The 25,451-nt window shown below is 72.2% G+C and carries 25 protein-coding genes; 9 read left to right on the forward strand and 16 right to left on the reverse strand.

The window, feature by feature from the left end; translation table 11 throughout:
- Window positions 1-97: 97 nt before the first annotated feature.
- From ACFWY5_RS19520 to ACFWY5_RS19560, 9 genes are read left to right on the forward strand one after another with little or no spacing between them, the layout of a single operon-like run.
- Window positions 98-865 carry an ABC transporter ATP-binding protein gene (locus ACFWY5_RS19520; RefSeq protein WP_184962610.1) on the forward strand — a complete coding sequence of 256 codons (768 nt, stop codon included), beginning with the start codon at window positions 98-100 and terminating at the stop codon, window positions 863-865.
- On the forward strand, window positions 862-1,686 hold the full coding sequence (locus ACFWY5_RS19525) for an ABC transporter permease (RefSeq protein WP_379613439.1): 825 nt from the start codon (window positions 862-864) through the stop codon (window positions 1,684-1,686). The genes ACFWY5_RS19520 and ACFWY5_RS19525 overlap by 4 nt, the downstream gene beginning before the upstream one ends.
- Entirely contained in the window at window positions 1,679-2,443 is a 765-nt protein-coding gene (locus ACFWY5_RS19530; RefSeq protein ID WP_379633410.1) for an ABC transporter permease, read from the forward strand. The genes ACFWY5_RS19525 and ACFWY5_RS19530 overlap by 8 nt, the downstream gene beginning before the upstream one ends.
- The gene (locus tag ACFWY5_RS19535) at window positions 2,440-3,438 is read left to right on the forward strand and encodes an ABC transporter substrate-binding protein (protein ID WP_379633412.1); all 999 of its coding nucleotides are present in this window, start codon (window positions 2,440-2,442) and stop codon (window positions 3,436-3,438) included. Before ACFWY5_RS19530 ends, ACFWY5_RS19535 begins: the two co-directional genes overlap by 4 nt.
- The gene (locus tag ACFWY5_RS19540; RefSeq protein WP_379633414.1) at window positions 3,435-4,469 is read left to right on the forward strand and encodes a zinc-binding dehydrogenase; all 1,035 of its coding nucleotides are present in this window, start codon (window positions 3,435-3,437) and stop codon (window positions 4,467-4,469) included. The genes ACFWY5_RS19535 and ACFWY5_RS19540 overlap by 4 nt, the downstream gene beginning before the upstream one ends.
- Window positions 4,460-5,542 (forward strand): CaiB/BaiF CoA transferase family protein, encoded by a 1,083-nt coding sequence (locus tag ACFWY5_RS19545; protein WP_379613447.1) that lies wholly within the window; start codon window positions 4,460-4,462, stop codon window positions 5,540-5,542. The genes ACFWY5_RS19540 and ACFWY5_RS19545 overlap by 10 nt, the downstream gene beginning before the upstream one ends.
- A complete protein-coding gene (locus tag ACFWY5_RS19550; RefSeq protein WP_379613449.1) occupies window positions 5,539-6,366 on the forward strand; it encodes an amidohydrolase family protein in 828 nt (275 codons plus the stop codon). The genes ACFWY5_RS19545 and ACFWY5_RS19550 overlap by 4 nt, the downstream gene beginning before the upstream one ends.
- Window positions 6,359-7,180 carry an extradiol ring-cleavage dioxygenase gene (locus ACFWY5_RS19555; RefSeq protein WP_379613451.1) on the forward strand — a complete coding sequence of 274 codons (822 nt, stop codon included), beginning with the start codon at window positions 6,359-6,361 and terminating at the stop codon, window positions 7,178-7,180. Before ACFWY5_RS19550 ends, ACFWY5_RS19555 begins: the two co-directional genes overlap by 8 nt.
- Complete coding sequence (locus ACFWY5_RS19560) at window positions 7,177-7,479, forward strand: hypothetical protein (RefSeq protein ID WP_379613453.1); 303 nt, start codon at window positions 7,177-7,179, stop codon at window positions 7,477-7,479. The genes ACFWY5_RS19555 and ACFWY5_RS19560 overlap by 4 nt, the downstream gene beginning before the upstream one ends.
- Here ACFWY5_RS19560 and ACFWY5_RS19565 read toward each other — a convergent pair.
- The 16 genes from ACFWY5_RS19565 to ACFWY5_RS19640 form a co-directional block, all read right to left on the reverse strand.
- Window positions 7,476-8,414: a winged helix DNA-binding domain-containing protein gene (locus tag ACFWY5_RS19565; protein ID WP_379633416.1), complete on the reverse strand. Its 939-nt coding sequence runs from the start codon at window positions 8,412-8,414 to the stop codon at window positions 7,476-7,478. The two genes, ACFWY5_RS19560 and ACFWY5_RS19565, sit on opposite strands and share 4 nt — an antisense overlap.
- 253 nt (window positions 8,415-8,667) lie before the next feature.
- Window positions 8,668-10,782 (reverse strand): DUF3488 and transglutaminase-like domain-containing protein, encoded by a 2,115-nt coding sequence (locus tag ACFWY5_RS19570; protein WP_379633418.1) that lies wholly within the window; start codon window positions 10,780-10,782, stop codon window positions 8,668-8,670.
- 452 nt (window positions 10,783-11,234) lie between these two features.
- A complete protein-coding gene (locus ACFWY5_RS19575) occupies window positions 11,235-12,314 on the reverse strand; it encodes a DUF58 domain-containing protein (protein ID WP_379633420.1) in 1,080 nt (359 codons plus the stop codon).
- A gap of 1 nt (window position 12,315) precedes the next feature.
- Entirely contained in the window at window positions 12,316-13,311 is a 996-nt protein-coding gene (locus tag ACFWY5_RS19580; RefSeq protein ID WP_379633422.1) for an AAA family ATPase, read from the reverse strand.
- 16 nt (window positions 13,312-13,327) lie between these two features.
- The gene (locus ACFWY5_RS19585) at window positions 13,328-15,499 is read right to left on the reverse strand and encodes a fibronectin type III domain-containing protein (RefSeq protein WP_379613463.1); all 2,172 of its coding nucleotides are present in this window, start codon (window positions 15,497-15,499) and stop codon (window positions 13,328-13,330) included.
- Between the two features lie 95 nt (window positions 15,500-15,594).
- A complete protein-coding gene (locus ACFWY5_RS19590; protein WP_379633424.1) occupies window positions 15,595-16,122 on the reverse strand; it encodes a hypothetical protein in 528 nt (175 codons plus the stop codon).
- Window positions 16,119-16,625 carry a hypothetical protein gene (locus tag ACFWY5_RS19595; protein WP_379613467.1) on the reverse strand — a complete coding sequence of 169 codons (507 nt, stop codon included), beginning with the start codon at window positions 16,623-16,625 and terminating at the stop codon, window positions 16,119-16,121. The genes ACFWY5_RS19590 and ACFWY5_RS19595 overlap by 4 nt, the downstream gene beginning before the upstream one ends.
- The gene (locus ACFWY5_RS19600) at window positions 16,622-17,209 is read right to left on the reverse strand and encodes a hypothetical protein (protein WP_379633426.1); all 588 of its coding nucleotides are present in this window, start codon (window positions 17,207-17,209) and stop codon (window positions 16,622-16,624) included. The genes ACFWY5_RS19595 and ACFWY5_RS19600 overlap by 4 nt, the downstream gene beginning before the upstream one ends.
- Window positions 17,206-17,799 carry a hypothetical protein gene (locus ACFWY5_RS19605; protein ID WP_379633428.1) on the reverse strand — a complete coding sequence of 198 codons (594 nt, stop codon included), beginning with the start codon at window positions 17,797-17,799 and terminating at the stop codon, window positions 17,206-17,208. Before ACFWY5_RS19605 ends, ACFWY5_RS19600 begins: the two co-directional genes overlap by 4 nt.
- A 13-nt stretch (window positions 17,800-17,812) precedes the next feature.
- Entirely contained in the window at window positions 17,813-18,391 is a 579-nt protein-coding gene (locus ACFWY5_RS19610) for a hypothetical protein (RefSeq protein WP_379633430.1), read from the reverse strand.
- On the reverse strand, window positions 18,370-19,608 hold the full coding sequence (locus ACFWY5_RS19615; protein WP_379633432.1) for an MlaD family protein: 1,239 nt from the start codon (window positions 19,606-19,608) through the stop codon (window positions 18,370-18,372). The genes ACFWY5_RS19610 and ACFWY5_RS19615 overlap by 22 nt, the downstream gene beginning before the upstream one ends.
- Window positions 19,609-20,883, reverse strand: a complete 1,275-nt coding sequence (locus ACFWY5_RS19620) for an MCE family protein (protein WP_379633434.1) — start codon at window positions 20,881-20,883, stop codon at window positions 19,609-19,611.
- Complete coding sequence (locus ACFWY5_RS19625) at window positions 20,883-22,055, reverse strand: MCE family protein (protein ID WP_379633436.1); 1,173 nt, start codon at window positions 22,053-22,055, stop codon at window positions 20,883-20,885. Before ACFWY5_RS19625 ends, ACFWY5_RS19620 begins: the two co-directional genes overlap by 1 nt.
- Window positions 22,052-23,113 (reverse strand): MCE family protein, encoded by a 1,062-nt coding sequence (locus ACFWY5_RS19630; protein WP_379633438.1) that lies wholly within the window; start codon window positions 23,111-23,113, stop codon window positions 22,052-22,054. The genes ACFWY5_RS19625 and ACFWY5_RS19630 overlap by 4 nt, the downstream gene beginning before the upstream one ends.
- Window positions 23,110-24,135: an MCE family protein gene (locus tag ACFWY5_RS19635; protein ID WP_379613483.1), complete on the reverse strand. Its 1,026-nt coding sequence runs from the start codon at window positions 24,133-24,135 to the stop codon at window positions 23,110-23,112. The genes ACFWY5_RS19630 and ACFWY5_RS19635 overlap by 4 nt, the downstream gene beginning before the upstream one ends.
- Window positions 24,132-25,448 (reverse strand): MCE family protein, encoded by a 1,317-nt coding sequence (locus tag ACFWY5_RS19640; protein WP_379633440.1) that lies wholly within the window; start codon window positions 25,446-25,448, stop codon window positions 24,132-24,134. Before ACFWY5_RS19640 ends, ACFWY5_RS19635 begins: the two co-directional genes overlap by 4 nt.
- Window positions 25,449-25,451 lie beyond the last annotated feature (3 nt).

The following is a 25,451-nucleotide window of genomic DNA, read 5'->3' on the forward strand; positions in this document are numbered from 1 at the left end:
ACACTCTCTCGAAAACGTCCGATAGGAGGGGGTTGACCGTGATTTAAGGCCATGAATAATGTAGCCATCTCGTTCCCCTGGGAGTACGGAGCCGTTTATGGCGACCGATCCGATCATCCAGATCCGCGACCTGTCCGTCCGGTACCACGTCGCCAGGACGGGCAACCGGCTGATCGCCGTGCAGGACGTCGACCTCGACGTCATGGAAGGCGAGTTCCTGACCGTCCTCGGGCCCAGCGGCTGCGGCAAGACCACGGTCCTCAACTGCGTGGCGGGCCTGCTCACCCCGACGACCGGCACGATCCTGGCCGGCGGCCGCCCGGTCACCGCGCCGGGCCCCGACCGGGCCGTGGTCTTCCAGGACTACGCCCTGCTGCCCTGGCGTACCGTCGCCGACAATGTCCGATTCGGGCTGGAGATGCAGCCCCGGCTGAAGGAGGGCGCCGCCGACCGGATCGCCGAGGCCATCCGCCTCGTGGGCCTGTCCGGATTCGAGAACTCCTACCCGCGCGAACTGTCCGGCGGCATGCAGCAGCGCGCCGGGCTGGCCAGGTCGCTGGTCGCCGATCCGCGCATCCTGCTCATGGACGAACCGCTCGGCGCGGTCGACGCGCTGACCCGCGAGGTCATGCGGGCCGAGCTGAAGCGCATCATCGACGCCACCGGCAAGACCGTCGTCTTCATCACCCACAGCATCGACGAGGCCGTCCAGCTCGGGGACCGGATCGCGGTGTTCAGCTCGCACCCGGGCACCATCAAGGAGATCGTCTCCGTGACGCCGGGCAACCGCGACGGGCTGCGCGACCAGTTGTGGAAGTCGCTGGAGTCCGACGCCGTGGCCGCGGCCCGCGGGGCCGCGGAATGACCGCGCGCACCGCCCCCGCCAAACCCCTGCGCGCCCGCCCATCCGGTACGGCCCGCCGCCCCTGGAAGTACCGCACCCCGCTCATCGCCCTGGCCGACCTGGTGGTCTTCGTGGCGCTCTGGCACGTGGCCGTGGTCGAGCTCGAACTGGTCAACCGCGTCTTCTTCCCCTCCCCCGGCGACGTGGCCGGCGCGCTGGCCTCGCTCACGTCCAGCGGCGAACTGGCCGGTCACCTCGGCACCAGCGCCAGAAGCTGGCTGATTGGATACAGTCTCGGCGCGGCCGCCGGAGTGGTCACCGGACTCGTGACCGGGAGCCTGCCGTGGGCCAACCGGCTGCTCATGCCGCTGCTCTGGTCCCTGTGGGCGACGCCGCTCATCGCGCTCCAGCCCACGCTCACCGCCTGGCTCGACTACGGCGACGGGCCGATCGTCGTCCTGGTCTTCCTCAGCACGATGATCCCGGTGGCGCTCAACACCGCGACCGGCGCGGCGCAGACCAGCCCGTCGCTGATCAGGGCGGCCCGGGTGTTCGGCGCGGGCCGGATGGCGGTCTACCTGAAGATCCGGCTGCCGTGGGCGGTGCCGTACGTGATCGGGGGTCTTCGGCTGGCGGTGCCCACGTCGATGATCGGCCTGCTGGTCGGCGAGATGGTGGGCTCACCCAGCGGCGTCGGGTCGATCATCGTCAACGCCACCGCGCGGTTCAGGACCGGCGAGGCGTTCGCCGCCATCGGCGTCTACGTCGTGCTGTCGGTGGTGCTGGTACGGCTGCTCGACCTGGCCGAACGCCGGGCCGGCGGGTGGAGGAACCATGCGTGACCTCAAGAGGTGGGCGGTCGCCCTGGAGGTGGCGGCGCTGTTCGCGCTGTGGGAGCTGGCGATCAGCGGGCTCAAGCTGGCCAGCCCGTCGTTCGTGCCGCCGCCCAGCGCGATCTGGACGGCGTTCACCGGGATGCTGGCCGACGGCACGCTGCCGGAGCACGCCTGGTTCAGCACGCAGAACGCGGTGGCCGGGTTCCTGCTCGCGGTGGTCGTCGGCGTGCCGTGCGGGCTGGCGCTCGGGTCGTCGCGGCTGGTCAGCGACGTGGCCGGGCCGCCGTTCTGGACGGCCTACGCGATGCCGAGGATCGCCTTCCAGCCGCTTCTCGTGCTGTGGCTCGGGTTCGGGGCGGCGCCCAAGATCCTCATCATCTTTCTCATGGCGGTCTTCCCGATCGCGATCAACACCATGGACGGCATCAGGGGCGTGGATCCCTCGCTGGTGCGGGCGGCCCGGGTGTACGGCTGCGGCCGTATCCAGGTGTTCCTCAAGGTGCAGCTCTGGGCGGCGCTCCCGCTGATCCTCACCGGGATCCGCATGGGCGTGGCCAGGGCCATGGTCGGCATCGTGGTCGGCGAGTTCATCGGGGGCAGCCAGGGGCTCGGTTACCTGATCTTCCGCAGGTCGGCCGACTTCGACCTGGCATCCGCGCTGGCGCTCACGCTTCTGCTGGTCGTCATCGCCAACGTGTTGATGGCGCTGGTGAGTCTCGCTCGCCGGATCGCCGCTCCCTGGTATGCCGAAGGAGTGTCATGAAACGTCTGATCGTGCCGCTGGCCGTCCTCCTGATCGCCGGATGTGGCGGCAACGCGCCACAGACGCCCGCGCCCGCCGCGACCGGACCCATCGGCGCGCCGGAGAAGACCACCCTGAAGATCGGCATGCGGCTGCCGAACCTGGACACCAACGCCCCCGTCGAGATCGCCCTCGACAAGGGCTTCTACAAGGAGGAGGGGCTGGCGGTCGAGCGGGTGGAGGTGCAGTCGATCAGGGAGGGCCTGGTCGGCGGGAGCCTCGACTTCGGCGCCGAGGCCTCGCCCGACGTGGTCGCGGCGGCGACGGCGGGCACCGGGCTGCGGATCGTGGCCGGGTACCGCAACCGCGAGCCGTTCGTCGTGGTGGTACAGCCGCAGATCGCCAAGCCGCAGGACCTCGCGGGCAAGCCGGTGCTGCTGGGCGCCAACCCCGGCACGATCGAGTACGACGTGCGGGTACAGCTGCTCAAGGAGGCCGGTTTCGACCTGACGGGCGTGGCGGTGAAGCCGGTGAACCTGCCGGGCGGCTCGAACGCCTGGGTGGAACAGTTCAAGCAGGGCAAGCTGGCGATGACCGTGATCTTCCCCCGGCACAAGAAGCTGGTGCAGGGCCGCTTGGTGCTGGACGTGATGAAGGAGTGGCCCAACGACAGCCTGACCGCGCTCAAGGACTTCGTGGACCGCAACCCGAACAGTACGGCCCGCTTCATCCGGGCGACGATCAAGGGCATCAAGGTCTACAAGGACCCCGCGCAGCAGGCGTACGTGCAGAAGCTGATGCGCGCCAAGGGCTTCACCGTGACGCCGCTGGACGAGGAGCCCGAGGTCTACGCCAACGGCCCGCTGCTCTACGACGACGACATGGGGCTGAACCCGAAGGGCTTCGAGGAGTTGCTCGCCGTGCTGAAGCTGCCGCCGGCGCCGTTCGCGTCGTTCACCCATCTCGGCCAGCTCACCCGCGCGCAGGACGCGCTCGGCGTGGCCAAGCGCCCATGAGGGCGGCACGCTGGGACGGCTCGCGGCTGCGCGTCGCCGACGTACCGGTGCCGGAGCCGGGGCCGGGCGAGGTGCTGATCGAGGTGCGCGCGGTCGGGGTGAACCAGCTCGAACGCCAGGTCATGGCGGGCGCGCCGCTCGGCCCCGGCGTGCTGCTCCCCCGCACGATCGGGCTCGACCCGGCGGGCGTCGTCGTCGCCTGCGGGCCGGGCGTGCCCGACCGCGTGGGGGCGCGCGTGGCGGTCAAGCCGAACGTCCCGTGCGGCCGATGCGGCGCGTGTACGGCCGGCCGCGAGGCCGACTGCCCGGCCCAGACGGTCGTCGGCATCCACCGTGACGGCGGCGCCGCTTCTTACGTGGCGGTTCCCTCCCGCGTGGCGTTCGACGTGGGGCCGCTGCCGTTCCCGAGGGCCGCGGCGGCGGTGCACAGCGTGCCCATCGCGCTGCACATGATCCGCCGATCAGGCCGGGGCGTCCCGCGGAAGGTGCTGGTGACCGGGGCCACCGGGGCGCTCGGCTGCGCCGCGGTGCAGGTGGCGGCCGCGCTGGGCGCCGAGGTGACCGCGGGCGCCCTGGAGGGCGAGCCGATCGGCGACCTGCCCGGCCTGGGCGCGAGCGAGGTGGTCACCTACTCGCGCGAGGGCGCCGGCGAGGCGCTGGAGAAGGCGCTCGACGGCAGGTCGCCCGCCCTGGTGCTGGACGCGACGGGCAGCGGCGAGCTGATCTCGGCGGCGCTGCGGTGCGTGGCGTGGGTGGGCGCGGTGGTCGTGGCCGCGGCGCTGCCGGACTCGGCCGTCGCGATCGACACCCGCGCCTTCTACACCCGCCGGGTCACCCTGTACGGCTGCGCCGCCGCGGACTACGCCGACGTCCGCGACGGCCTGGACCTGGTGGCCCGCGGCCTGGTCAGACCGCCGGTGGCGGCGGAGCTGCCGCTGGAGGAGGTCGGCGCGGCCTTCGCCATGGCGGGCCGGCGCGACCATCTCGGCAAGGTGATGCTCGTGACTAAGGAGGAGCTGACATGCCCCTGAGCGGGCTGCGCGTGATCGAGGCGGGCCAGTACATCTCCGCGCCGTACGCGGGGAAGCTGCTGGCCGACCTCGGCGCGGAGGTGACGAAGGTGGAGCCGCCGGGCGGCGATCCGATGCGACGCTGGCAGGGTGGCGGCGGCCGGCCGTACAGTCCGCAGTTCGCCGCCTACAACCGGGGCAAGCGCTCGGTGACGCTCGATCTGAAGGACCCGGACGGGCTGGCGGCGCTGCTGGAGCTGGTCTCCGGCGCGGACGTGCTGATCGAGAACTTCCGGCCCGGGGTGGCCGACCGGCTGGGCTTCGGCTGGCCGGTCATGAAGGTGCGGGAGCCGCGGCTGGTGTACTGCTCGATCACCGGGTTCGGGCCGAGCGGGCCGTACGCGAAGCGCCCGGCGTACGACACGATCATCTCGGCGATCGGCGGCATGTACGGACATCTGGTGCCGCTGGACGATCCGCGCCCGGCCGGGCCGGCGTTCTCGGATCTTCTGTCGGGCATGTCGGCGGTCCAGGGCATCCTGGCGGCGCTGCACGCGCGCTCGGCCTCCGGCGAGGGCCGGCGCGTGGAAGTGTCGATGCTCGGGGCGCTGACCGACTTCCTGACCGAGCCGATCGCCACCTACCTGGAGACGGGCACGGTCGCCGGGCCTTCGACCAGGGCGGCGCGGGCGCAGGCCTACGGGTGCGTGAGCTCGGAGGGACTGCCGTTCGTGATCCATCTGTCGGTGCCGGAGAAGTTCTGGCTCGGGCTGCTGAAGGTCCTGGAGCGTCCCGATCTGGCGGAGGATCCCCGCTTCGCCACCCGTGAGCTGCGCTTTCGCCACTACGCGGAGCTGGAGGAGACGTTGCGGGCCGAGACGGCCAAGCGGCCGCGCGATGAGTGGTTCGAGCGCCTGACCGCCGCCGACATCCCGCACGGGCCGCTGAACACCGTCGCCGACCTGGTCCAGGACCCGCAGGCGCTGCACCTGGGCCTGATCGACGACGAGACCACCCGGCCGGGCACCCGCTTCTCCACGCACGAGCGGCGGCTGCCGCGTCCCGCCACCAGACCCGCACCGGAGCTGCAGTGAAAGCCATCGACGTGCACACCCACCCGCAGACCGAGGAGTTCCTGGCCGCGATGGGACACCGCCGCAGCCAGATGGGCGCCCACTTCGGCAAGGAGCGCACCCCGATCTCGTTCGCCGCCCAGGCCGACCTCTACCGCGAGCGCGACATGATGGCCGTGATCGTCAACTCGGCCGGGCTGCCGGAGCTCAACGACGCGCTCGGCCGGGCGCAGCGCGAGCACGCCGACACCTTCATCGCGTTCTGCGGCATCGACCCCTGGTCGCCGGACGCGGCGCGGGAGATCCGGCGCTGCCACGACGAGTACGGCATCAGGGGCGTCGGCGAGCTCAACCCCGGCCGCCAGCGCTTCTTCCCCAACGACGAGCGCTTCTATCCGATCTGGGAGGTCTGCGCGGAGCTGGGGCTGCCGGTCATGTTCCACGGGGGGTTCCTCGGCGCGGGCGCCGGCACCCGCGGCGGCATGGGCTACAAGCTGGAGTACACCCGGCCGATCCCCTACCTGGACGACGTGGCCGCCGACTTCCCCGAGCTGACGGTGATCGCCGCGCACCCCGGCTGGCCGTGGCATCTGGACAACCTGGCCGCCTGCTGGCACAAGGCCAACTACTACCTCGACCTGTCGGGCTGGGCGCCGCGCTACTGGCCGGCCGAGGTGGTCCACTACGCCGACAGCGTGATCACGAAGCGCGTGCTGTTCGGCACCGACTGGCCGGTGCTGGGCCCCGAGCGCTGGGCGGCGGAGTTCGAGTCGCTCGACTTCAAGCCCGCCTCGCGGCAGCGGATCATGCTGGACAACGCGAGGGAGCTGTTCGGCCTTGGCTGAGATCGTCGGCGTCTACGGCACCACGCACAACCCGCTGCTGTGGCGGGCGCGGGGCGACGACCTGGCCGCCACGCGCGCGGGTTTCGAGCGGTTGCGGGTACGGCTGGCCGCCGCGAAGCCGGATGCCGTGGTCGTGGTGGCGACCGACCACCTGACGCAGTGGTTCTACGACACGATGCCCGCCTTCCTGGTGGGCAAGGCGCCTGTCGTTCCGGCGACGTTCTGGAACGAGGAGCGGGAGTTCGGCCTGCCGTACCGGGAACTGGTGGGTGACGCGGAGCTGGGGCGGGAGCTGCTGGGCGGCGGGATCGAGCGCGGGGTGGACTTCGCCGCCTCCGACGCCTTCCGCGCCGACCACAGCGTGCTGCTGCCGCTGCTGTACCTGACGCCGGAGCTGGAGGTGCCCGTGGTGCCGGTGTTCACCAACTGCATGGCGCCGCCGCTGCCGTCCGCTGCCCGGTTCTTCCGGGTGGGCGAGGTGCTGCGGCAGGCGCTTGAGGACTCGCCGGTCGACCGGCGGGTGGCGGTGATCGCCAGCGGGCACCTGGCCACGGAGGTGGGCGGGCCCCGGCACTTCGCGGGCTCGCCGTCGCGGGCCTTCGATGAGAGGGCGGTGGAGTGGGTGGCCTCGGGCGACGTGGACGGGGCGCTGGGCGAGCTGACGTACGAGCGGCTGACCGAGGCGGGGAACGTGTCGCACCAGTTCCTGAACTTCCTGGTCGCGATGGGGGTGGCCGGAGGGAAGCCCGCGTTGTCCGCCGAAGGGGCGCTTTCGCGGTTCGCCACCTCGCCGTTCTTCGAGTGGGCGCCATGAGCCGGTACGGGGTCAACGCGTTCATGCGCGAGGTCAACATGTCGCCTGACTGTTTGGCGGCGTATGTCGGTGACCCGGTGGCGTACGCGCGGGAGTGGGCAGGCGGCCCGCTGACCGGCGAGGAGCGTAACGCGCTGGCCCGCCGGGACTACGGCGAGCTTTATGGGATGGGCGCGCATCCCTACTTGTTGTGGAGCTTCACGGAAGCGGTCTGGGTGCCGGAAATTTCACGACCTGAGCTGGTTGAGCGGTTTCGGCGGGCGGCCGCCGCACACGGTTATCCCGATATTTCAACCTAAGCCAGGAACCGACGGACATCCGCGATCTCGTCGTCCAGCGGCGGCAACTCGTCAAACGGCTCGACCGCGACGGCGCTGCCCTTTCGCGTCCAGGTCCCGCGAACCCGGCCGTCCACCAGCACGGACGGGCGCAGGATGCCGCCACCGGGGAAGACCTTGCGGGCGTGCTCCGGCGCCAGGATCGGATCGCGGGACTTCCACCCCATCAGAAGCTCATCGAACGCCGGAAGCAGCCTGACCACCCGTCCGGCCGTCTCCTCCCGGGCTGGAGCCGAAGTCGCCTTCCACCCCAGACGGGCCTCCCCCACCGCCACCCCCGCCCAGGCGGCCAGATCCTCTGGCTCGGCGGGGATGTGCGAGCGCCGATACCGGACAGCCAGCTCGGCCAGCGCCTTGTCCCGATCAGGCTCGAACACGATCGGCCCGCCCAGCCAGTCGGCAGCATGAACATACGTCGGCTTCCCACCACGCAACGGCCCAAGCACCGCGAGCCCATGCGAAGCGGCCAGCCCCACAAGATGAACGATGCCCTGCCCGCGCGCACGCCCACCCAGCCGCGTTTCCAGCTCGGCCTTGGTCAGCGGCCCCTGCCCGTAGAGCGCGCCCTCGATCAGCGGCAGCAGGTCGTCACCCCGCACGCCCTCCTGCGACAGCCGCAGCAGCGACCCCGTCCGGCGGCTGGTCAGCGCGAGCAGCCAGGCCAGGTCGTCATGATGGATGTAGTGGAGCGTCCCGCGCGGCCCCCACGCCCGCACGATCTCACGCCGCTCCACGGCCGCGTCGATCTCGGCCGGGGTGACGGTGGCGGACCGCGCCCGCAGAGCCAGCTGAGCAGCCCCCACATCCTGCGCCTGTACGGCCAGCAGATGCCGCACCACCTCCCCGGCCCCGCGCCCGTCCGGCCGGTGAATCAGCTGCGCCTCAACACTTCGCACCCCGAAATCCTCCCAGACCCCCACACCCCACCACCCCTCGCCCACCGCCCACCCGGCCCCGCCGCGGGGGACCAAGCCCACGGAGCGCCATCCCGATGGGGCCAACCCTGGAAGCCTCCCGGAGGCAGCACCACCCCCGGGCAGCACCACCCCCGGGGCACGACGCCCAGGCAGCACCACCCCCGGGGAGCACGACGCCCGGGGAAGGTACCCACCCAGGGGCGCGTGACTCCCGGGGGTGACCGGGGAGGGGTCAGCGGAAGAGGAGGCGGCGGCGGAGGCGGTGTTTGAGGGGGGTGCTGCGACGGACCTCGGCGCGGACGGCGTCGCTGCGGCGCCATGCCTCGTCGGCGGCCTGGTCGGCGATGGCGGCGCTGTCGGTGCTGCCAGTGCTGCCAGTGCTGCCAGTGCTGCCAGTGCTGCCGGTGGGGGCGTAGCGGACGAAGTTGGAAATCTCGGCGAGAGGCCGAAGATGGTGGGAGATGGCCTCGGGATGACGGGCGACCACCTCCTCGGCCGTCAGCGCCTTGTCATCCTTGAGGCCCAGGTCGTCGCATGACTGGACCCAGGCGCCGAGTACCCGGCCCTCGGCTCCGGCCGCCGTACGCCTGCGATGCCGCCGCCACCACGGCAGCGCCATCGCCACCACCGCGTAGATCACGAGGACGCCCGCCCCGGCCGCCGGGATGATCACCCACAGCGGCGGCCCCTCGCCGGTCCTGCGCGACCCGCCCGTGGACGACTTGGCCGACGGTTTGGGCTTGTTCACCCCGCCCTGCGTGAACTCGCCCTCCAGCCGCTCACTCTCCTCGATCGCCGACGACACCACGTCGTGGTCGTCCTTGGAGCCGCTCTTGCCGGGCGTCGGGTAGAAGGGCAGCCACCCCAGCCCCTCGAACTTGACCTCCGCCCAAGCCACGACATCTCCGGACATGACCTGGTAGACGCCATTCGACTGCTGCCCCGGCCGGAACCCCACCACGACCCGCGTCGGCAGCCCCAGCGTCCGTGCCATCAGCGCGAACGTCGAGGCGAACTGCTCCGACGTCCCCCGATGCGTGGTCTCCAGGAAGAACTCCAGCCCCTTCAGCGAGTGCCCCGGCGGCGCCGTCGGGTCGTTGCTGGCGGTGGTCCGCAGGTACTTCTGCAGCCGGTACGCCTGCTTGATCGGCGCGTCCGCCCCCTTCGTCGCCTGCTGCGCCAGCTTCCGGAACTCCGCCTCCTGCGGCGCGTCAGGGAAGGCGGTCAGCGCCGGATCGTTCACCGGCACCGCCCCGACCAGGTCTTCCTTCGACGGCCTGGGCACCCGCGAGCTCACCTGATACGTGAACCCCTTGTCAGGCTTGGGCGAGACCAGCAGCGCTCCGCTGCTCGGGTCCACGCCCAGGCCGGGCACGCCGGTGACCTCGGCGGGACGCTCGGCCGCGGGCAGCCAACCGCCGGGCAGGCCGTCGATCGTGACGCTCTGCCGTACCGTGTCGACCGTGCCCGTCCACTCACCGGCGGGCACCCGCCCGCCGGTCGGCTGGAAGCGCGCGCCCGACGTCCAGCGCACGCCGTCATAACGATCCAGTACGGCCAGCCGCCAGTTGGCCGGTCGGTCGGCCTTGACGGTGAACAGCGGGCGGTCGGGAAACTGCAACCACGCGGACACGCGGTCGAGCGGGCTGACGCTGTCGACGCGGATGGGGGGCGGCAGTTCGGCGTTCCGCCGGGGGTTGTACGGCTCCGCCGCCACGGGCAGCAGTTGCCCCGCGACCAGCGCCGCGCCCGCCAGCAGCGCCGCCGCGGGCAGCCCCGCCAGCAACCAGCGCGCGGGACGTTCGTCGCGCACCATGGCCAGCGCGGCCGTGAGCACGACCAGCGCGGCGGCCACGGGCAGGTTCGAGCCGTCGCCGTCCACGCCGAGCAGCAGGGCCAGCCCGAACGCCGCCATCGCGGGCAACGCGGCGGCGATCCGGGCCGCGCTCCGCACCACGGTCTCGGCGCCGACCATCGCGGCCACCCAGACGGCCGCGTGGACCAGGATGAGCAGGCGTGGTTCCGGCTGGGCGGGCAGGAGGGTGGTGAGCAGGGCCTGCCAGGAGTTGGCCAGGTCCTTGACCATCCCGGGCGCGACGCCCTTGTAGAGCGGGACGGTGGCCGCGAACCACAGGACCACGTTGAGCGCCAGCCCCAGCCAGAGCGGCCGGTTCCGGGTGAGCAACGCCACCAGCGGCGGCACGAGGGCAGCGGGGGCCAGGGCCAGGAGCAGAGGCTGAGCGGGAAAGACCCGATGGAACCCCCAGCCCGCCACCCCGGCCAGCCCCGCGACCAGCAGCAGCGCCACGACCAGCCGCCACCCCAGCGCCCGGCCACCTGCCGCCACACCCCGCTCCCCGGCTACACCATGCTCCCCCGCCACACCCCGCTCCCCGACTACGCCACGTGCCCCCGCCACGGCACCGGCACGCCGCCGCCCCCGCCGCCCGCCACCCTCCGGCGAACCGCCCTCTGACGAGCCGACCGGGAACCCAGCCTCCTGGCCGGGCCCGGGTGAACCCGAAGTCTGGCCATAGCCGGGTGAAGCCGAGGACTGGCCAGGACCGGGCGAGCCCGCAGGCCCTGCGGGGCCGGGCGAACCCGGGTAATGGCCGGACGGGTCCGCGGGCCGACCGGGGCCGGGCACACCCGCGGGCTGGCCGGGGCCGGGCGAACCCGGGTGTTGGCCGGACAGATCCGGGTGCCGGCCGAAGCCGGGCAGGCCCGAAGGCTGGCCGGGGCCGGGCATAGCTGGGTGTTGGCCGGAGACGGGCGCACCCGGGGAGCGCGGGGTGGGGGTCATCGGGCGCTCCAGGCCAGGGAAAGGGCGTTGAGGTCGGACATCGGGACCAGCGTGACGCCGGGTGTGGCCGGATGGCCGTGGCCCAGGTACACGCAGATCACGCGGTCGAAGCGGCGCCGTACCCCGGCGCACCGCCCCACCTCGGCCGGGTCGGCGGTGACGACCACGAGCGAACCCCCGCCCCGCGCCAGCCGGACGGCCTCGGTGACGCCCGAGGTTCCGGGGGCGACCAGGGCGAGCCGGTCCAGCAGCATCTCGGCGTCGGATTTGGTCTCGGCCAGCGGGCCGTCGCCGGTCAGCACCCGTACGGGGAAGCCGGCGCGGGCGGCGGCCACGGCGGCGGAGGCGGCGGCGTCGACGGCGGGCTCGGTCAGGTCGCGGGTGTCCAGGACGACGGTCGTGGTGGGCAGGCTGGCGTCGATGAGCTGGCGGACCATCAGCGTCCCGGTGCGCGCGCTGGACTTCCAGTGGACGTGGCGCAGGTCGTCGCCGACCACGTACTCGCGCAGGGTGTGGAAGGTGGCGGTGCCGCTGGGGGCGTTGTCGCTGGTGGGGCCCTCCAGGTGGTGGGCGCGTCCGGACGGGGGCACGGGCAGTGCCACGGTGCGCGGGCGGACCAGGAGGGTGGCGGCGGCGCCGTACTCGCGGACTCTGCGGGTGAGCCCGAGCGGGTCGGCGCGCACGAGCCGCAACGGACCGACGGGGATCTCGCCGCGCACGGAGGTCGGCAGCGGGTAGGAGACCATGCGCGCGCCCTGACGGGGCAGGCGCGGCAGGTCGACGGTGTGCTCGGCGGCGCCGATGCGGTCGTGCGCGCGCAGGCCGGACAGCGCCCAGCGGCCGAGGTTGCGCACGTTGAGCACGGCCACGGCGGCGTCACCGCGCGGCACCTTCAGCGGCGTCACCTCGCGGCTGACCTCCAGCCGCGGCTTGGGCGCGGTCCAGGCCAGCGCGACGCCGAGCGCGAGCAGCCCGCCGGTGGCCAGCACGACGGGCTCGGTGTAGCCGAGCAGGAATCCGGCCGCATACAGCACCAGGGACCCGCCCAGCGTCCCCCATCCGAGCGGTGTCAGCATCTCAGACCGCCTGGGGCACCGGCATCCCGGTGAGGATCTCGCCGAGCACCTGTCCCGCCGTCAGTTCGCGCAGCTCCGCGTCGGGCGTGCGGATCAGACGATGCGCCAGCACCGGTACGGCCAGCGCCTTCACATCCTCGGGCACCACGAAGTGCCGCCCGGCGGCGGCGGCCTTGACCCGGGCGGCGCGCAGCAGCGCGAGACTGCCTCGCGGGCTCGCCCCGAGCCGGAGCGCCGGATGGTTCCGGGTGGCGCCGCACAGCGCCACGATGTAGTCGTAGACCGGATCGGCCACGTGGATGCGGGTCGCGAAGTCGATCATCCCGGCCACGTCGGCGGCGCGGGCGACGACCGGCAGCCGTTCGACCTGGGGCCCGGACGGCCCGCCCTTGAGCACCTCGACCTCGGAGGCGTGGTCGGGGTAGCCGACGGAGATCTGCATGAGGAAGCGGTCGAGCTGCGCCTCGGGCAGCGGGTAGGTGCCGTCCATGTCGACGGGGTTCTGCGTGGCGACCACGAGAAAGGGCCGCGGCACCTGGTGCGGCTCGGAGTCGACGGTGACCCGCCGCTCCTCCATGACCTCCAGCAGCGCCGACTGCGTCTTGGGCGAGGCCCGGTTGATCTCGTCGGCGAGCACGATGTTGGCGAAGACCGGCCCCTTGTGGAACTCGAACTTCTGGTACGCCTGGTTGAAGATCGACACGCCGGTGATGTCACTGGGCAGCAGGTCGGGCGTGAACTGGATGCGCCGCCACTCGGCGTCCACGCTGGCCGCGATCGAGCGGGCCAGCGTGGTCTTGCCGGTGCCCGGCACGTCCTCGATGAGCAGGTGCCCCTCGGCGAACAGGCAGATCAGCGCCAGCTCGATCGCCTCGCGCTTGCCCCTGATGACATGCTCGATGTTGCCCGCGAGCAGCTGGAAGCGCTGGGCGAACTGTCCCGCGAGCTGTTGCTGCTGGTACGGCTGCGCGGTCTCTTCCACGTTGTAGTGGCTCACAGCTGAGTCCCCCTTCTCAGTCCGTGCATTCGAACAACGGCGCCGCCGGGAAGGCGCCACGCGGTGACTCCATCAGCGTCACGCTGAGGTAGGCCACACCGCCGTTCCACTCGATCCGGTTCCAGACGTCGCTGGTTTCCTTGGTCTCGTCCTCCGTGACGGAGGCCCCCTTGACCTGGCAGATCACCGTGATGCTGATGTACTGGCCCTTCGGGATCGTCCCGGCTTCCCCGCTCTTCGACGGCCCCGGCCGGACGAGCGTGTTGGTCTGGTTGTTGTTGGCGTTCCTGTAGGCGTGACGCGGATAGGCCAGGTCGGCGGTGGCACTGGCCACCTCCTGGCTCTCCCCCGCCGCGTTCTTGGCCTTCAGCTTGAACTCGTACTTCTTGTTGTTGTCCAGCCCGTCCACGTTGAACGAGGTGCCGCTGATGGAGCTGTCCGACTTGGCCCCGGACAGCTCGTACGTGGTGCCTTCCCCGGCGTTCGACGGCGCGCTCCAGCTCAGGTCGGCGCCGCGGTTCTTGGCCTTGGCGGCGAAGTTCGACGGTGCGCCGGGCGCCACGCAGGGCTTCACCCCGGCGCTCGGCGCGGACGGCACCTCCCCGCCCTTCCAGTGGGCCACGATCGTGAAGGAGTACTCCTTGGCGCAGTCCCCGCCGCTGAACTCGAACTGGAACGGCCCGTTCGCGTCCACCGACTGCGGCGACACGCGCCCGTCGCCGCCGTTGACCTGCACGGTGTAGCGGTCGGGCTTGCCACCGGTCGACGGGCTGAAGGTGATGTCGATCTTCCCTGGCCCGGACTTGGCGCTGACCGAGCCGGGCTTGGTCGGCGGGCTCGGCGTGGGCGTCGGGGTGGGCGTGCGGGTCGGCGTCGGTGTCGGAGTCGGCGTGCGGGTCGGGGTGGGCGTCTGCTCGGGCTCCTCGGTGGGCTTCTTCGAGGGCTTGTGCGTCGGCTCCGGCTCCTCGGTCTCCGTGGGCTCCGGGTCGGCCGTCCTGGTCGGGTCGGGCTGGCGGCCGGACGCGGTGGGCTCGGGCTTCGGCGTCTGCTTGGGCTTGGGCGTGTTGGTCGGGCCGGGGACGTCGCTGTCGTCCTTGTCGACCGGGTGCTTGCGGCCCTCGGGGTCGACGACGACGGCCTTGTCGCCGTTCTCGTCGTTGGCCCACAGCAGGCCGTCCTTGACGAACATCTCGATCGGGCCGGGCTGCTCGGCCACCTGGATCGTGGTCGGCCGGCCGCCCGCCGCGCTGTCCCAGACGATGAGGCCGCCGCTGGAGCTGTCGGGGACGTACACCTTGGAGCCGAGCACCTGCGGCACGCCCAGCGCGGTGGGTTCGTCGGACTCGAGCTTGGTCGTCTGGACGGCGTTGGACGCGGTGTCGATCACCACGAGCAGCCCGTCGGGGCCGGGCGCCAGGATCGGCACCAGCGAACCCTCGGTCGCCGGCGGGGTGAGCGCGCCGCCCTTGGCCGACTGGGCGACGCCCTTGGGCAGCAGGATCTCTCCGGCGCCGCCGTCCGAGCCGATCACCACGGCGGTGGAGGCGCGGGTGTTGACGATCACGGGCAGGCCGCCGGCGATCGTGACGGCGAGTTCCTCGCCGGGCTCGCCCGCCTTGACCGCCTGCTCGGCGACGCCTGCCGTGACCGGGACGACCTCGCCCTTGGCGGGTACCGGGACCCACAGCTTGCCGCCGCCGTCGATGCGCGCGGCGCCCAGCGGTCCCTGCAGTTCGAGCGGGGCGCCGAGGGAGTTCAGCGTGGCCGGGTCGATGCGTTGCACCGTTCCCTTGGGGTTGACCGCGTAGGCGGACTTGCCGGTGACCACGAGCTGCATTCCGGCGGCGCCGAAGTCGCGGCTCTGTGCGACGCTGAGCTGGCTCGGCTCGATCCGGCTGACGACGCCGGTGCGGTCGTCGACGAGCAGGACCGTCTGCCCGTCCTGCACGATGCGCAGCGGCCGGCCCGCCTTGTCGTCGAGGTATCCGTCGACCTCTCCGGACAGGCCGTTGACGTGGACGATCTTCCCGCGGACCTTGGTCCAGAGCCAGGCGCCCACGTCGGCCAGCTTCGGATTGGCGCTCGACACGCCCACGCCGAACACCGCCGCCACGACGACGAGGCAACCGGCCACCACTGCGGCGATCACAGCGGTGGCACGGTCGCCCCGGAGAATGCGGACGCGCATGCGTCACTCACCCCGTATGTACGATTACTAAGCGTTTGCCCCCGTCTTACCGGGCATCACGATAGCGTGCAGCCGTACCAGGGCGCATGCCTTGCTCAGAACGTGTCGATGTTCTCGATTTTCCATCTGTCGCCGTCGAGCACCGCGCCCACCGCGAACATCGCCGGAGCGTAGGAGGCCTTGCCCGGCTCCGCCGTCGTGCTGTGCTGATCGGCGAAGATGAGCAGCCGCGCCCGGTCGCCTTCCAGCAGCGTCACGCCGCTGTCGGTGACCGTGGTCGTCAGCACCAGCTTGTCGCGCAGCGCCTGCTCGCGGACCAGGCCGAAGATGCCCTGGTACTGCTCCACGGCCTTGCCGGTCAGCAGGTCGCGGGCCGCCAGCTCGGTCTTGGCGACGTCGGCGTGGTCGTAGGAGAAGACGGTGTTCACCGCATCGATGATCTGGCTCTTGACCTGGCCGGTCCGGGTTTGATCAGTCATGGCCGTGTTCCGGGTCGTGGTCGTGTCGCGGAGGTCGTGCGCTTTCGTCGCGGCCAGCCCGGCCACCCCGCCGAGGAGCACGGTGGCGAGGGCCAGCAGCGCGGGCAACCGGCGGGTGCGGGCGGCGGCCCAGGTCGTGCTCATGGCGTGAGCCGCCGCAGCAGGCCCGCCGCCACCGAGCCGGCGACCAGCCAGACGGCGGCGGCCAGGCCGTGGTTGACCAGCGCCTCCCACCGGGCGTCGGCCAGATCGAACAGGCTCGTCAGGCCCAGCGACAGCGTGCCGGCCAGTGCGTCGACGACCTGGTACCAGGTGTTGGCCGCGTTCGCCTTGAAGATCGAGAACGCGGCGTGCAGGAGCAGCACCACCGCGATCAGCCGGGCGGCCACCTTCACCGCCCAGATGAGCAGTGCCGACACGCGCCGCCAGACCGATGCCGCGACGGACAGCACCGGCCTGGCCCGCGCCGCGAACGAGACCTTCTCCACCGGCGGCATCGGCGGGAACGGCGGCTCCACCGGCCCCGGCTGCGCGGGCACGAGCACGGGCACGGGCTCCACCGGTGGCGTGTACACCAGGCTGTCGCCGGGCTGGGGCTGCGGCTCGGGGTCGCGGATCATGGGGGGCTCCTTGTCGTCGCTGGTCATGAGGTGGTTCCGTCCGGAGCCTGGGTGAGGGCGGCGAGCTTCCAGCCGCCGGAGGTGCGGGTCAGCTCGCCCACGAGGCGGCTCTTCTTGACCACCGGCTCACCCTGGGGCGGGACCACGGTGATCCGTACCGCGGCGATGATCCGCGCGGTCCCCGCGGCCTCGTCGAGCTCGGTGAGCGCCGCCTCCAGGACCTTCGCGCTGGTGGCCGTGCCCGCCTTGGCGATCTCGGCGGTGAACGCCGCACGCCCCCGCACGATCTGCTGGTGCAGCCGCGCCGCCGTGGAGTCCTCCCACAGCGCGAGGTCGCGCTCGACGGTGCGGTGGCTGAGGGTGTTCAGATTCTGTACGGCCTGCGAACCGCTGCGCACCACCTCGTCCCGCAGCCGGGAGTAGCGCAGCCCGTCATCGCCCACGGCGCCGATCCACGCCCACCCCGACCAGGCGGCCCCGACCGCCGCGAGGGCGCAGAGCATCGCCGCCACGCGCGCGACCCACCCCGCCCTCTCCCCCGCCCCGGTCTGCTCCGGGTGGCCGGACTCCAGGTCCGTGGTTTCCTCGGTGACTTCCTGGATGCTCGTCATCGCTTCGCCTTGCTGGAGGTGATCTCGGTGATGCGCCAGCGGTCGTCCCGCAGGCGCGCGCTCACGGTGAGCTGGGCGGCCACGGCCGGTCCAGCGGGCTTGCCGGAGCGGGTGGCCGTCTGGTCCAGGAAGACCAGCAGCCGCGCGGTGTCCCCGGTCAGGGTGACGACCCCGGCGCGTACCACCCGGGTGGTGAGCGTGGCCTGCTGGGTCACCACGTCCCGCCGGATCTGGGTGATCAGCCGCGTGTACTCCTCGGCCGCCCGCCCGTCCAGCGAGTCCCGCGCGGCCAGCTCGGTCGCCTCGATCTCGGCAGGCGAGTACGTGAAGATCCTGGCCAGCGCGTTGCTGACGTCACCGGCCACGCGCGTGGTGCCCGCCTGGTCCAGCAGCGCCCGGTTCCCCGCGGCGACGTCCCGGGCGGGCGCCGCGGCCCGTACCGCCACCCCGGTCACGAGCAGCACGACCGCGACCGCCGCGAGCACGGCGGGCCTGCCCACCCGTAGCCGCCGTCTTTTCTCCGGTACGGCGTGCCGTCCCCGCCGTCCGGCGGCCTCAGGCTCGGCGACCAGGGTCGACTCCGTTTCCACGCGGACCTCCTCGTCACCCGCCCACGGCGGGAATCGCGGTGAACGACTTGAGCTTCCAGCCGCCGTCCGTCCTGGCCAGCCCGGTCTGGAACCGTTTGCGCTCCACCGACGCCCGCCCGCCCCGCCCCGTGAGCTCGATCTCGACGGCGGCGATGATCTGCGCGTCACCGGCTTCGGCGTCGAGGGCGGTGACGGCGGCCTCGATCACGGTGGCGCGGGAGGTGGCGCCGGAACGTTCGACGGCCTGGCGGGTGCTCGCCCGCCCGGCGGCCAGCTCGTCGCGCAGTGCCCCGGTGGTGGCCTCCTGCCAGCGGGCGAGACCGGCGTCCACGGCGGCGGCGTCCATGGTGTTGAGCACGGCGAGCTGCCGCCGTCCTGCCTCCAGCGCCCGGTCCCGCTCGGCCGCGAAGGCGGCGCCCGGGTCGCCGGCCGCCTGCCACGACACCCACCCGGACCATCCGCAGAACGCCGCGGCCAGGACCACCAGCACGACGGCGACCGGCCCCGCCCACCGCCGCACCGGCAACGAGCCCCGGCCAGGCGGCGGGTCGCGGTCGGTCACGGGCGGGGTCAGCGGTCGGGGTCGGGCCACAGGAGCTCCTCCATGTCGTTCTCGGGCCCGTCGGCGGGCGGATCGGGCAGGGTGTCGTGGCGGCCGGGCAGTTCGTCGAGGCTGAACGAGCCGGGCTTGGCCGCCTCGGGCACCCCGCCCTTGGGCGCGTTGGCCGAGCCGCGCACGCCGACTCCGGTGGAGGGCGGCGACAGGCAGCGGGCGCCGGTGTTCAGGGACGTTCCGGGGCTGGTGTCGAGGCCGTTGCGGTAGGGCGTCCTGCCGTAGCCGCTCACGCAGGGCAGCGGGTTGAAGAAGGTGTTGGTCAGGCCGAAGGTGAACGTTCCCGACCTGGCGGCGGTGGTGCCCGCGGCGACGAGTTGCGGGAGCCGTACCAGAAGCTCCTCCATGCCGCGCCGGCGCGTGAGCGTGAGGTCGGACGTCGTGAGGAGGTTGGCGACCAGGACGCTGAAGCCGGGGTCGAGCTCGCGCACGAGCTGGGACAGCTCGCGGGTGGCGCCGGGTGCTTCAGTGATGAGCGTGCGCAGGTCGGCGTCGGAGTCCTTGAGCTGCTTGGCGAGCAGGCGGGCGTTGCGGCCGAAGTCGCGCAGGGCCTGGCCCTCCTCGTTCTGGGTGCGCAGGACGAAGGTGCCGTCAGTGAGCAGGCGCGTGGTGGGGACGAGGTTCTCGTCGGCGGCGGAGACGAAGCTGCTCTGGTAGTCGAGCAGGGCGCGCAGGTTGGGGCCCTGGCCCTGGAACGCCTTGCCCAGCTCGTCGACGAAGGTGCGCAGCGAGTCCAGCGGCACCGAGGCGGCGAGCGCGTTGACGTTGCCGAGGATCTCGGTGACCGGCGCGGGGGTGGCGCCCTTCGCGATGACCGAGCCCGCCCGCAGGAACGGGCCGTCGGCGGTGGAGGGGCGCAGGTCGACGTACTGCTCGCCGACCGCCGACAGGTTGGCGACGACGGCCTGCAGGCGGTCCGGGATGGGCGGGGCGGCGTCGTCGATGCGCAGGTCGGCGACGAGGCCGCGCTCGGTGAGCGTCATCTCGCCGACGCGGCCGACGGTGACGCCGCGGTAGGTGACGTTGGCGTCGGGGAACAGGCCGCCGGTCTCGGCCAGCTCCAGCTTGACCACGTAGTGGCCGGGGCGGCCGAACAGCCTGCCGAGCTTGGCGTACTCGATGCCGATGAAGCCGATCACGACGATCGCGATGGCCAGGAAGATCGCGACCCGGATGCGGGTGGCGCGGGTCAGCATCTACTCCTCCTGTCCGGGGGTGGGGGTCGGTGTCGGCTCGGGGGTCGGCGTCGGGGTGGGCTCGGGCTCGGGTTCCGGCGTGGGGGCCGGTGTCTTCGTCTTCGACGGCGAGGGCGTGGGCGAAGGGGTCTTGGACTTCGCCGGGGACGGCGTGGCCGTGGGCTGCTTGCCCGCCTTCTGCTTGACCATGTCGAACGGCAGTTCCGGCCAGTCGTCCTTCGGGTCGGCGTTGATCGAGATCGTCGGGACGATCGGCTCGACGTCGGGACCGGCGGCCATCGACAGGTAGGCGTTGAGGTAGTCGCCCTTGACCGCGTTCGTGATCTCGTCGGTGAACGGGTAGGTGAGCGCCACCTCCAGCGCCTTCGGCAGGTCGCGTCCGGCGGCGGTCAGGTTGCGCAGGATCGGCTCCAGCGCGCGCAGGTCGGCGACGACGTCGTCCTTGCTGCGGTCCACGACGTCCACGGCCACGCCGGAGAGCTTCTCCAGTTGCGCCAGCATGGTGACCAGCGCGCCCCGCTGCTCCTCCAGCACCTTCAGGCCGGGGCTGAGGTCGTCCAGGACGGTGTTGACGTCTTTCTTGCGCGAGTCGAGCGTCTTGGCGAGCCGGTTGAGGCCGTCGAGGGCGTGGATGATCTCCTGTTTGTGGCGGTTGAGGTTGCCGGTCAGCGTGGAGAGCTTCTTGAGCAGGTCGCGGATCTCGGCCTCGTTGCCGCCGAGCGCCTTGTTCAGCTCGCGGGAGATGGTCCTGATCTGGGCCAGGCCGCCGCCGTTGAGCAGCAGCGACAGCGCCCCGAACACCTCCTCGACCTCGGCGTTCCTGACGGTGCGCGGGAGCGGGATGTGCGCGCCCGCCGCCAGCGTCCCGCCCGTGCCGCCCCGGGCGGGCGCGGCCAGCTGCACGTACTTCTCGCCGAGCAGGCTGGTCTGCTCCAGCCTCGCCTCGGCGTCGGCGGGCAGCTTCACCGCGCCGTTGACCAGCATGGTGACGCGGGCCGTCCAGCTCTCCTTGGGCAGGCTGATCTCGGTGACCCGGCCGACCGCCACGTCGTTGACCCGCACCGCCGCCTGCGGGACCAGGTCCAGCACGGTCTCGAACTCCGCCGTCACCGTGTAGGGCCGCTCGCCCAGCTCGGCGCCGCCGGGCAGCGGCACGTCCCTGATCCCGCCGATCCCGCACCCGGCCAGCGTCCCGGCCACGACCACAACCGCGACCACCCGCCCTCTTCCGGTACGGCCCGCCGTACGTGACCCGGCTTCCCGGTGGATGGCCATCAGCGCTCCCCCTCACCAGGTAGCTCGTCGCCGGGCGTCGGCGTCGGGTCCTTCGTCTTGGCGGTGCCGCTCGGACTCGGCGTCGGGGCGGGCGTCGTCGGGCCGGGCGACTTCGACGGCGACGGCGTCGGGCTCGGCGACTTCTCCGGTGTGGCGCCGGCCGTCGGGGTGGGAGCCGGGTCCACGATCTGCTGGGGGTCGAGCGCCCTGGCCGCCGGTCCGAACATCAGCTCCAGCAGATCCCCCCGCCCCATGACCGTCCGGGTCTCCGGGTCGTAGGCGTTGACCACGTTCGTGGCCGCCAGCGGCAGGTTGTCCAGGGCCTCGGCCAGCGAGCGCCGCTGGTTCACGAGCGTCTGGGTGAGGTCGGCGAGCTTGTCCACGTTCGCGGCCAGGAGAGTGCGGTTCTCCGCGACGAACGTCTTCACCTCGCCCAGCGCCCCGGCCAGCTCGTGCAGGGCGCCGCCGATCTCGTCGCGGTCCGCGGCCAGGAATCCGGTCACGTCGGCCAGCTGTTGTTCGGCCAGCCGTACCTGATCGTCGTTGTTGCGCAGCATGCGGGAGAAGTCGGCGAGGTGCCGCACGGTGGCGAACAGGTCGCCGCTGGAGCCGGCCAGCGTCTTGGATGCCTTGCCGAACTCGGCGACCATGGTGTTGATGTCCCGGCCGTTGCCCTTGAGGTTGGCGGCGCCGACGTCGAGCACGCGGGAGAGCGAGCCCTCCTTGTTGGCGCCGGTCGGGCCGAGTGCCTTGGAGAAGTCGCTGAGCGTTTCGTACAGCTTGTCCAGCTCCATCGGCACCGCCGTGCGGTCGGCGGGCAGGACGGCGCCCGGCGCGAGCTTCGGCCCGCTGGTGTACGCCGGGCTGAGCTGGATGTAGCGCTCGGCCACCAGGGCGGGGGCGACCACGACGGCCGTGGCGGCGGCGGGCACGTCGACGCCGTCGTCCAGCGTCAGCACGGCCCTGACCTGCGTGCCCTCGGGCGTCACCGACGCGATCTCGCCGACCTTGACGCCGAGCACCCGCACGTCGGAGCCGGGATACACGGCGACGGCGGAGTGGAAGTAGGCGGTGATCTGGTCGTCGGGGGCCCGCGGCGGCGCGGCGGCGCCGGTGAGCGCGACGACCAGCGCCGCGGCCAGGGCGAGCGAGCGCCCGCGGTGGCCGGTCATCGGTCGTCTCCGGGAGTGGTGGGGCTACCGGTCGGGGTCGGCGTGGGCTTGTGGGGTCCTCCTGGTTTGGGGGGAAGGCAGCCCTTGTCGGGCACGCCGTCCGGCAGGTAGTGCTTCGGGACGACCCCGCACAGGTAACCGTCCAGCCATCGCCCGTTGCCGATCGTGTTGCCGACCAGTCGCGTGTACGGCCCCGCCAGCGCCAGCGCCCGGTCCAGATCGCGCTGGTTGCGCAGCAGCACGTCGCTCACCCGCGCCAGCGCCCGCAGGGTGGGCGCGAGCTGCTTCCTGTTGTCCCTGACCAGCCCGACGAGCTGGGCCGACAGCTCCCTGGTGCCGGTGAGCAGCGCGTGGATGGCGGCCCTGCGCTTGCGCAGCTCGTCCAGCAGCAGGTTGCCGCTTCTGAGGAGCTCGGCGAAGTTGTCGTTCTGGGCGGCCAGCGTGCCGCTGAGCTTCTTGGTCCCGGCCAGCAGCCGGGCCAGTTCCGCGTCCCTGGAGGAGATCGTCCTCGACAGCGCGGACAGGCCGGTCACGGCCTGCTTGACGTGCGGCGGCGTCCTGGAGAACGTGGCCGAGATCGTGTCCAGGCTCTCGGCGATCCGGTCGGTGTCCAGCCGGGCGACGGTGCGGCCGAGGTCGTCGAAGGCGGCGGTCACGTCGTAGGGGGCCAGCGTGCGGGTGACGGGGATGGCCTGCGCGGGGTTCTGCGCCTCGGGGCCGAGCGGGTCGAGGGCGAGGTACTTGGCGCCCAGCAACGTCCTGATCATGATGGCGGCGGTGGTGCGGTTGCCGACCCACGCGTCCTTGACCCGGAACTCCACCCTCACCCTGCCCCGGTCGAGGGCGACGTCACTGACCTTGCCGACCTTGACCCCGGCCACGCGTACCTCGTCACCCCGGGTGAGGCCGGCGGCCTCGGTGAAGTAGGCGGTGTAGTCGGTGCCGCCGCCGATGATCGGCAGGGCGTCGGCCCGGTAGGCGGCGGTGCCGATGCCGCCGATGAGCAGCAGACCGGCCAGGCCGACCAGGATGGGGTTGCGCTCGCGCAGCCGCTTCACTGCTTGCACCTGCCTTGGGTGTTCGGGATGCCCGTGGGCGCCGGCCGGCCGTCGGTGTAGGTGACCCCGCTGATCAGGGCCTCGCACAGGTAGAGGTTGAACCAGGAGCCATAGGAGGCGGCGCGGGTGATGACCTCGGCCTTGTCCGGCAGCCGTTGCAGGAATCGCTCCACGAGCGGAGCGTCGGCGTTCAGGTTGCCCGCCAGCCTGCCGAGCTGGTCGATGTCGCGGCGCAGCGGCTCGCGGCTGTCGGCCAGCAGGCCCGCGGTGCTCGTGGTGAGCTCGCCGAGCGCGCCGATCGCCTGCCCGATGGGCCTGCGGTCGGCGGCCAGGCCGCTCATGAGCCTGCGCAGGGTGACCACGAGCGTGGTCAGCTCCTTGTCGCGGGCGTTGACGGTGGCCACGACGGTGTCGAGGTTCTTGATCACCTCGCCGATGAGGTCGTCCTTGGCGGCCAGGGAACTGGTCAGCTCGCCGATCGTGCGCAGCAGGCCCTCGACCGTGGCGCCCTCGCCCTGGAGCACCTGGATGAGCTCGCCGGCGAGCTTGTTGACGTCGTCGGGCGACAGTGCCCGCATGAGCGGCTGGAAGCCGCGGAACAGCTCGGTCAGGTTGATGGCCGGGGTGGTGCGATCCAGCGGGATCGTGGCGCCGGCGGACAGGGTGCCGCCCGCCGTACCCTCGCCCTGGGCCATGTCGATGTAGCGCTGGCCGACGAGGTTGAGGTACTTGATCGTCGCGGTGGCGGAGGCGGGCAGGCGACGGTCGCGTTCGACGGAGAACTCGACCTCGGCCACCCGCCGGTCCACGATGGCGATCGCCTCCACCTGGCCGACGCGTACGCCCGCGATGCGGATGCTGTCGCCGGTGTTGAGCCCGGCCACGTCGGTGAAGCGCGCCCGGTACGTGGTCCGCTCGCCCAGGTCGCTGTTGGCCACGCTGATGGCCAGGGCGAGCGTGGCCAGGACCGTGACGACCACGAAGGCGATCGACTTGATCAGCGGCGCGGTGACTTCCCTCATCGGATCCTCACCTCGGCGCCCCGGTAGAGCGGTCCGGCCAGCACGCTGCTCCAGTCGGGCAGGGTGCTCGGGTCGTCGCCGTACTCCAGGGCGAGCAGTTCGTTGACGAGGCGGCTCTCGGCTCCGGAGTTGGGCGGGCCGTAGGAGCCGCCGAAGGCTTCTGCGGGGCTGGTGGGCGACGGTGTCTCCGACGGTTGGGGCGTGCCTGAGGGCGTGCCCGAGGGCGTGCTCGAAGGGGTTGGCGTCGCCGAAGGCGGGCTTGTGGGGCGGGCGCCGTCGCCGGTGTAGGGGATGGTGTAGCAGCGCGGGCCCCCGGTCGCGCTGTAGACCGGGCGGTCCTTGCCCGGCAGGTAGCGGCCCTTGCTCTGTACCGCGATCACCTTCACGTGCAGGCCGGGTTTCTTGGTGCCCTTGCCGAGCACCTTGTCCATGAGCGGGACGAAGTCGGCGAGCATCTCCAGCGTGCACGGGAACTCCGGCGAGTAGCGCGCCAGCAGCTCCAGCGTCGGGCGGCTGTGGGCGGCCAGCCGGATGAGGTTGGCCGAGTTCGCCCGCAGGAACGTGGTGAGGTCCTGGGAGGCGGCGGTCACGCCGGCGTACAGCTCGCTGAGGTTCTCACGCTGGTCGGCGATGGTCTTGCTGGTGGTGGTGAAGTCGGCCAGCGCCCGCAGGATGTCGGGCGCGGCCTCGCTGTAGAGGTGGCTGAACTCGATCAGCTCGCGGACGTTGGCGTTCAGCTCGGGCAGGTGCGGGTTGAGCCTGGTGAGGTAGCGGTCGAGCTGGACCAGCGTCCGGCCGAGCTGCTCGCCCTTGCCCTCCAGGGCCTGGGCCATGGCGTTGAGCGTCGCCGACAGCTTGGCCGGCTTGACCGCGGTCAGCAGCCGCAGCAGGTTGTTCAGCACCACCTGCAGCTCGATGGCGTTGGCGGTGCGGTCCTCGGCGATCACCGCGCCGTCGGCGAGGCGGCGTACCGACGGCTTCGCGGGCGGGATCAGCGCGACGTACCGGGCCCCGAAGACGGTGGTGGGCAGCATCTGGGCGCGCACGTCGGCCGGGATGAGCCGCAGGTGCTCCGGTTCGATGGCCAGCGTCAGCCGGGCGCCGTCGCCGTCGGCGGCGATGGTCCTGACCTCGCCGACCACGACCCCGCGCACCTTGACGTCGGCCAGCGGGTGCATCTGGTGGCCGACCGCGCTTGCGCGCAGCGTGACGAGGGCGACCTCGGCGAACCGCTTGGTGTAGACGGCCACCGACAGCCACACCAGCAGCACCGGGACCATGAGGAACGCCACCCCTGCCAGCCGTCTTCTCATCCC

This window comes from Nonomuraea sp. NPDC059007, from assembly GCF_042740555.1.
GTDB lineage: Bacteria > Actinomycetota > Actinomycetes > Streptosporangiales > Streptosporangiaceae > Nonomuraea.

Excerpts from the sequence above, each read along its gene's own strand:
- ACFWY5_RS19520 (WP_184962610.1), top strand. The coding sequence starts at position 98 with ATGGCGACCGATCCGATCATCCAGATCCGCGACCTGTCCGTCCGGTAC.
- ACFWY5_RS19525 (WP_379613439.1), top strand. The coding sequence starts at position 862 with ATGACCGCGCGCACCGCCCCCGCCAAACCCCTGCGCGCCCGCCCATCC.
- ACFWY5_RS19530 (WP_379633410.1), top strand. The coding sequence starts at position 1,679 with ATGCGTGACCTCAAGAGGTGGGCGGTCGCCCTGGAGGTGGCGGCGCTG.
- ACFWY5_RS19535 (WP_379633412.1), top strand. The coding sequence starts at position 2,440 with ATGAAACGTCTGATCGTGCCGCTGGCCGTCCTCCTGATCGCCGGATGT.
- ACFWY5_RS19540 (WP_379633414.1), top strand. The coding sequence starts at position 3,435 with ATGAGGGCGGCACGCTGGGACGGCTCGCGGCTGCGCGTCGCCGACGTA.
- ACFWY5_RS19545 (WP_379613447.1), top strand. The coding sequence starts at position 4,460 with ATGCCCCTGAGCGGGCTGCGCGTGATCGAGGCGGGCCAGTACATCTCC.
- ACFWY5_RS19560 (WP_379613453.1), top strand. The coding sequence starts at position 7,177 with ATGAGCCGGTACGGGGTCAACGCGTTCATGCGCGAGGTCAACATGTCG.
- ACFWY5_RS19575 (WP_379633420.1), bottom strand. The coding sequence starts at position 12,314 with ATGCTGACACCGCTCGGATGGGGGACGCTGGGCGGGTCCCTGGTGCTG.
- ACFWY5_RS19585 (WP_379613463.1), bottom strand. The coding sequence starts at position 15,499 with ATGCGCGTCCGCATTCTCCGGGGCGACCGTGCCACCGCTGTGATCGCC.
- ACFWY5_RS19590 (WP_379633424.1), bottom strand. The coding sequence starts at position 16,122 with ATGAGCACGACCTGGGCCGCCGCCCGCACCCGCCGGTTGCCCGCGCTG.
- ACFWY5_RS19595 (WP_379613467.1), bottom strand. The coding sequence starts at position 16,625 with ATGACCAGCGACGACAAGGAGCCCCCCATGATCCGCGACCCCGAGCCG.
- ACFWY5_RS19600 (WP_379633426.1), bottom strand. The coding sequence starts at position 17,209 with ATGACGAGCATCCAGGAAGTCACCGAGGAAACCACGGACCTGGAGTCC.
- ACFWY5_RS19615 (WP_379633432.1), bottom strand. The coding sequence starts at position 19,608 with ATGCTGACCCGCGCCACCCGCATCCGGGTCGCGATCTTCCTGGCCATC.
- ACFWY5_RS19620 (WP_379633434.1), bottom strand. The coding sequence starts at position 20,883 with ATGGCCATCCACCGGGAAGCCGGGTCACGTACGGCGGGCCGTACCGGA.
- ACFWY5_RS19625 (WP_379633436.1), bottom strand. The coding sequence starts at position 22,055 with ATGACCGGCCACCGCGGGCGCTCGCTCGCCCTGGCCGCGGCGCTGGTC.
- ACFWY5_RS19635 (WP_379613483.1), bottom strand. The coding sequence starts at position 24,135 with ATGAGGGAAGTCACCGCGCCGCTGATCAAGTCGATCGCCTTCGTGGTC.
- ACFWY5_RS19640 (WP_379633440.1), bottom strand. The coding sequence starts at position 25,448 with ATGAGAAGACGGCTGGCAGGGGTGGCGTTCCTCATGGTCCCGGTGCTG.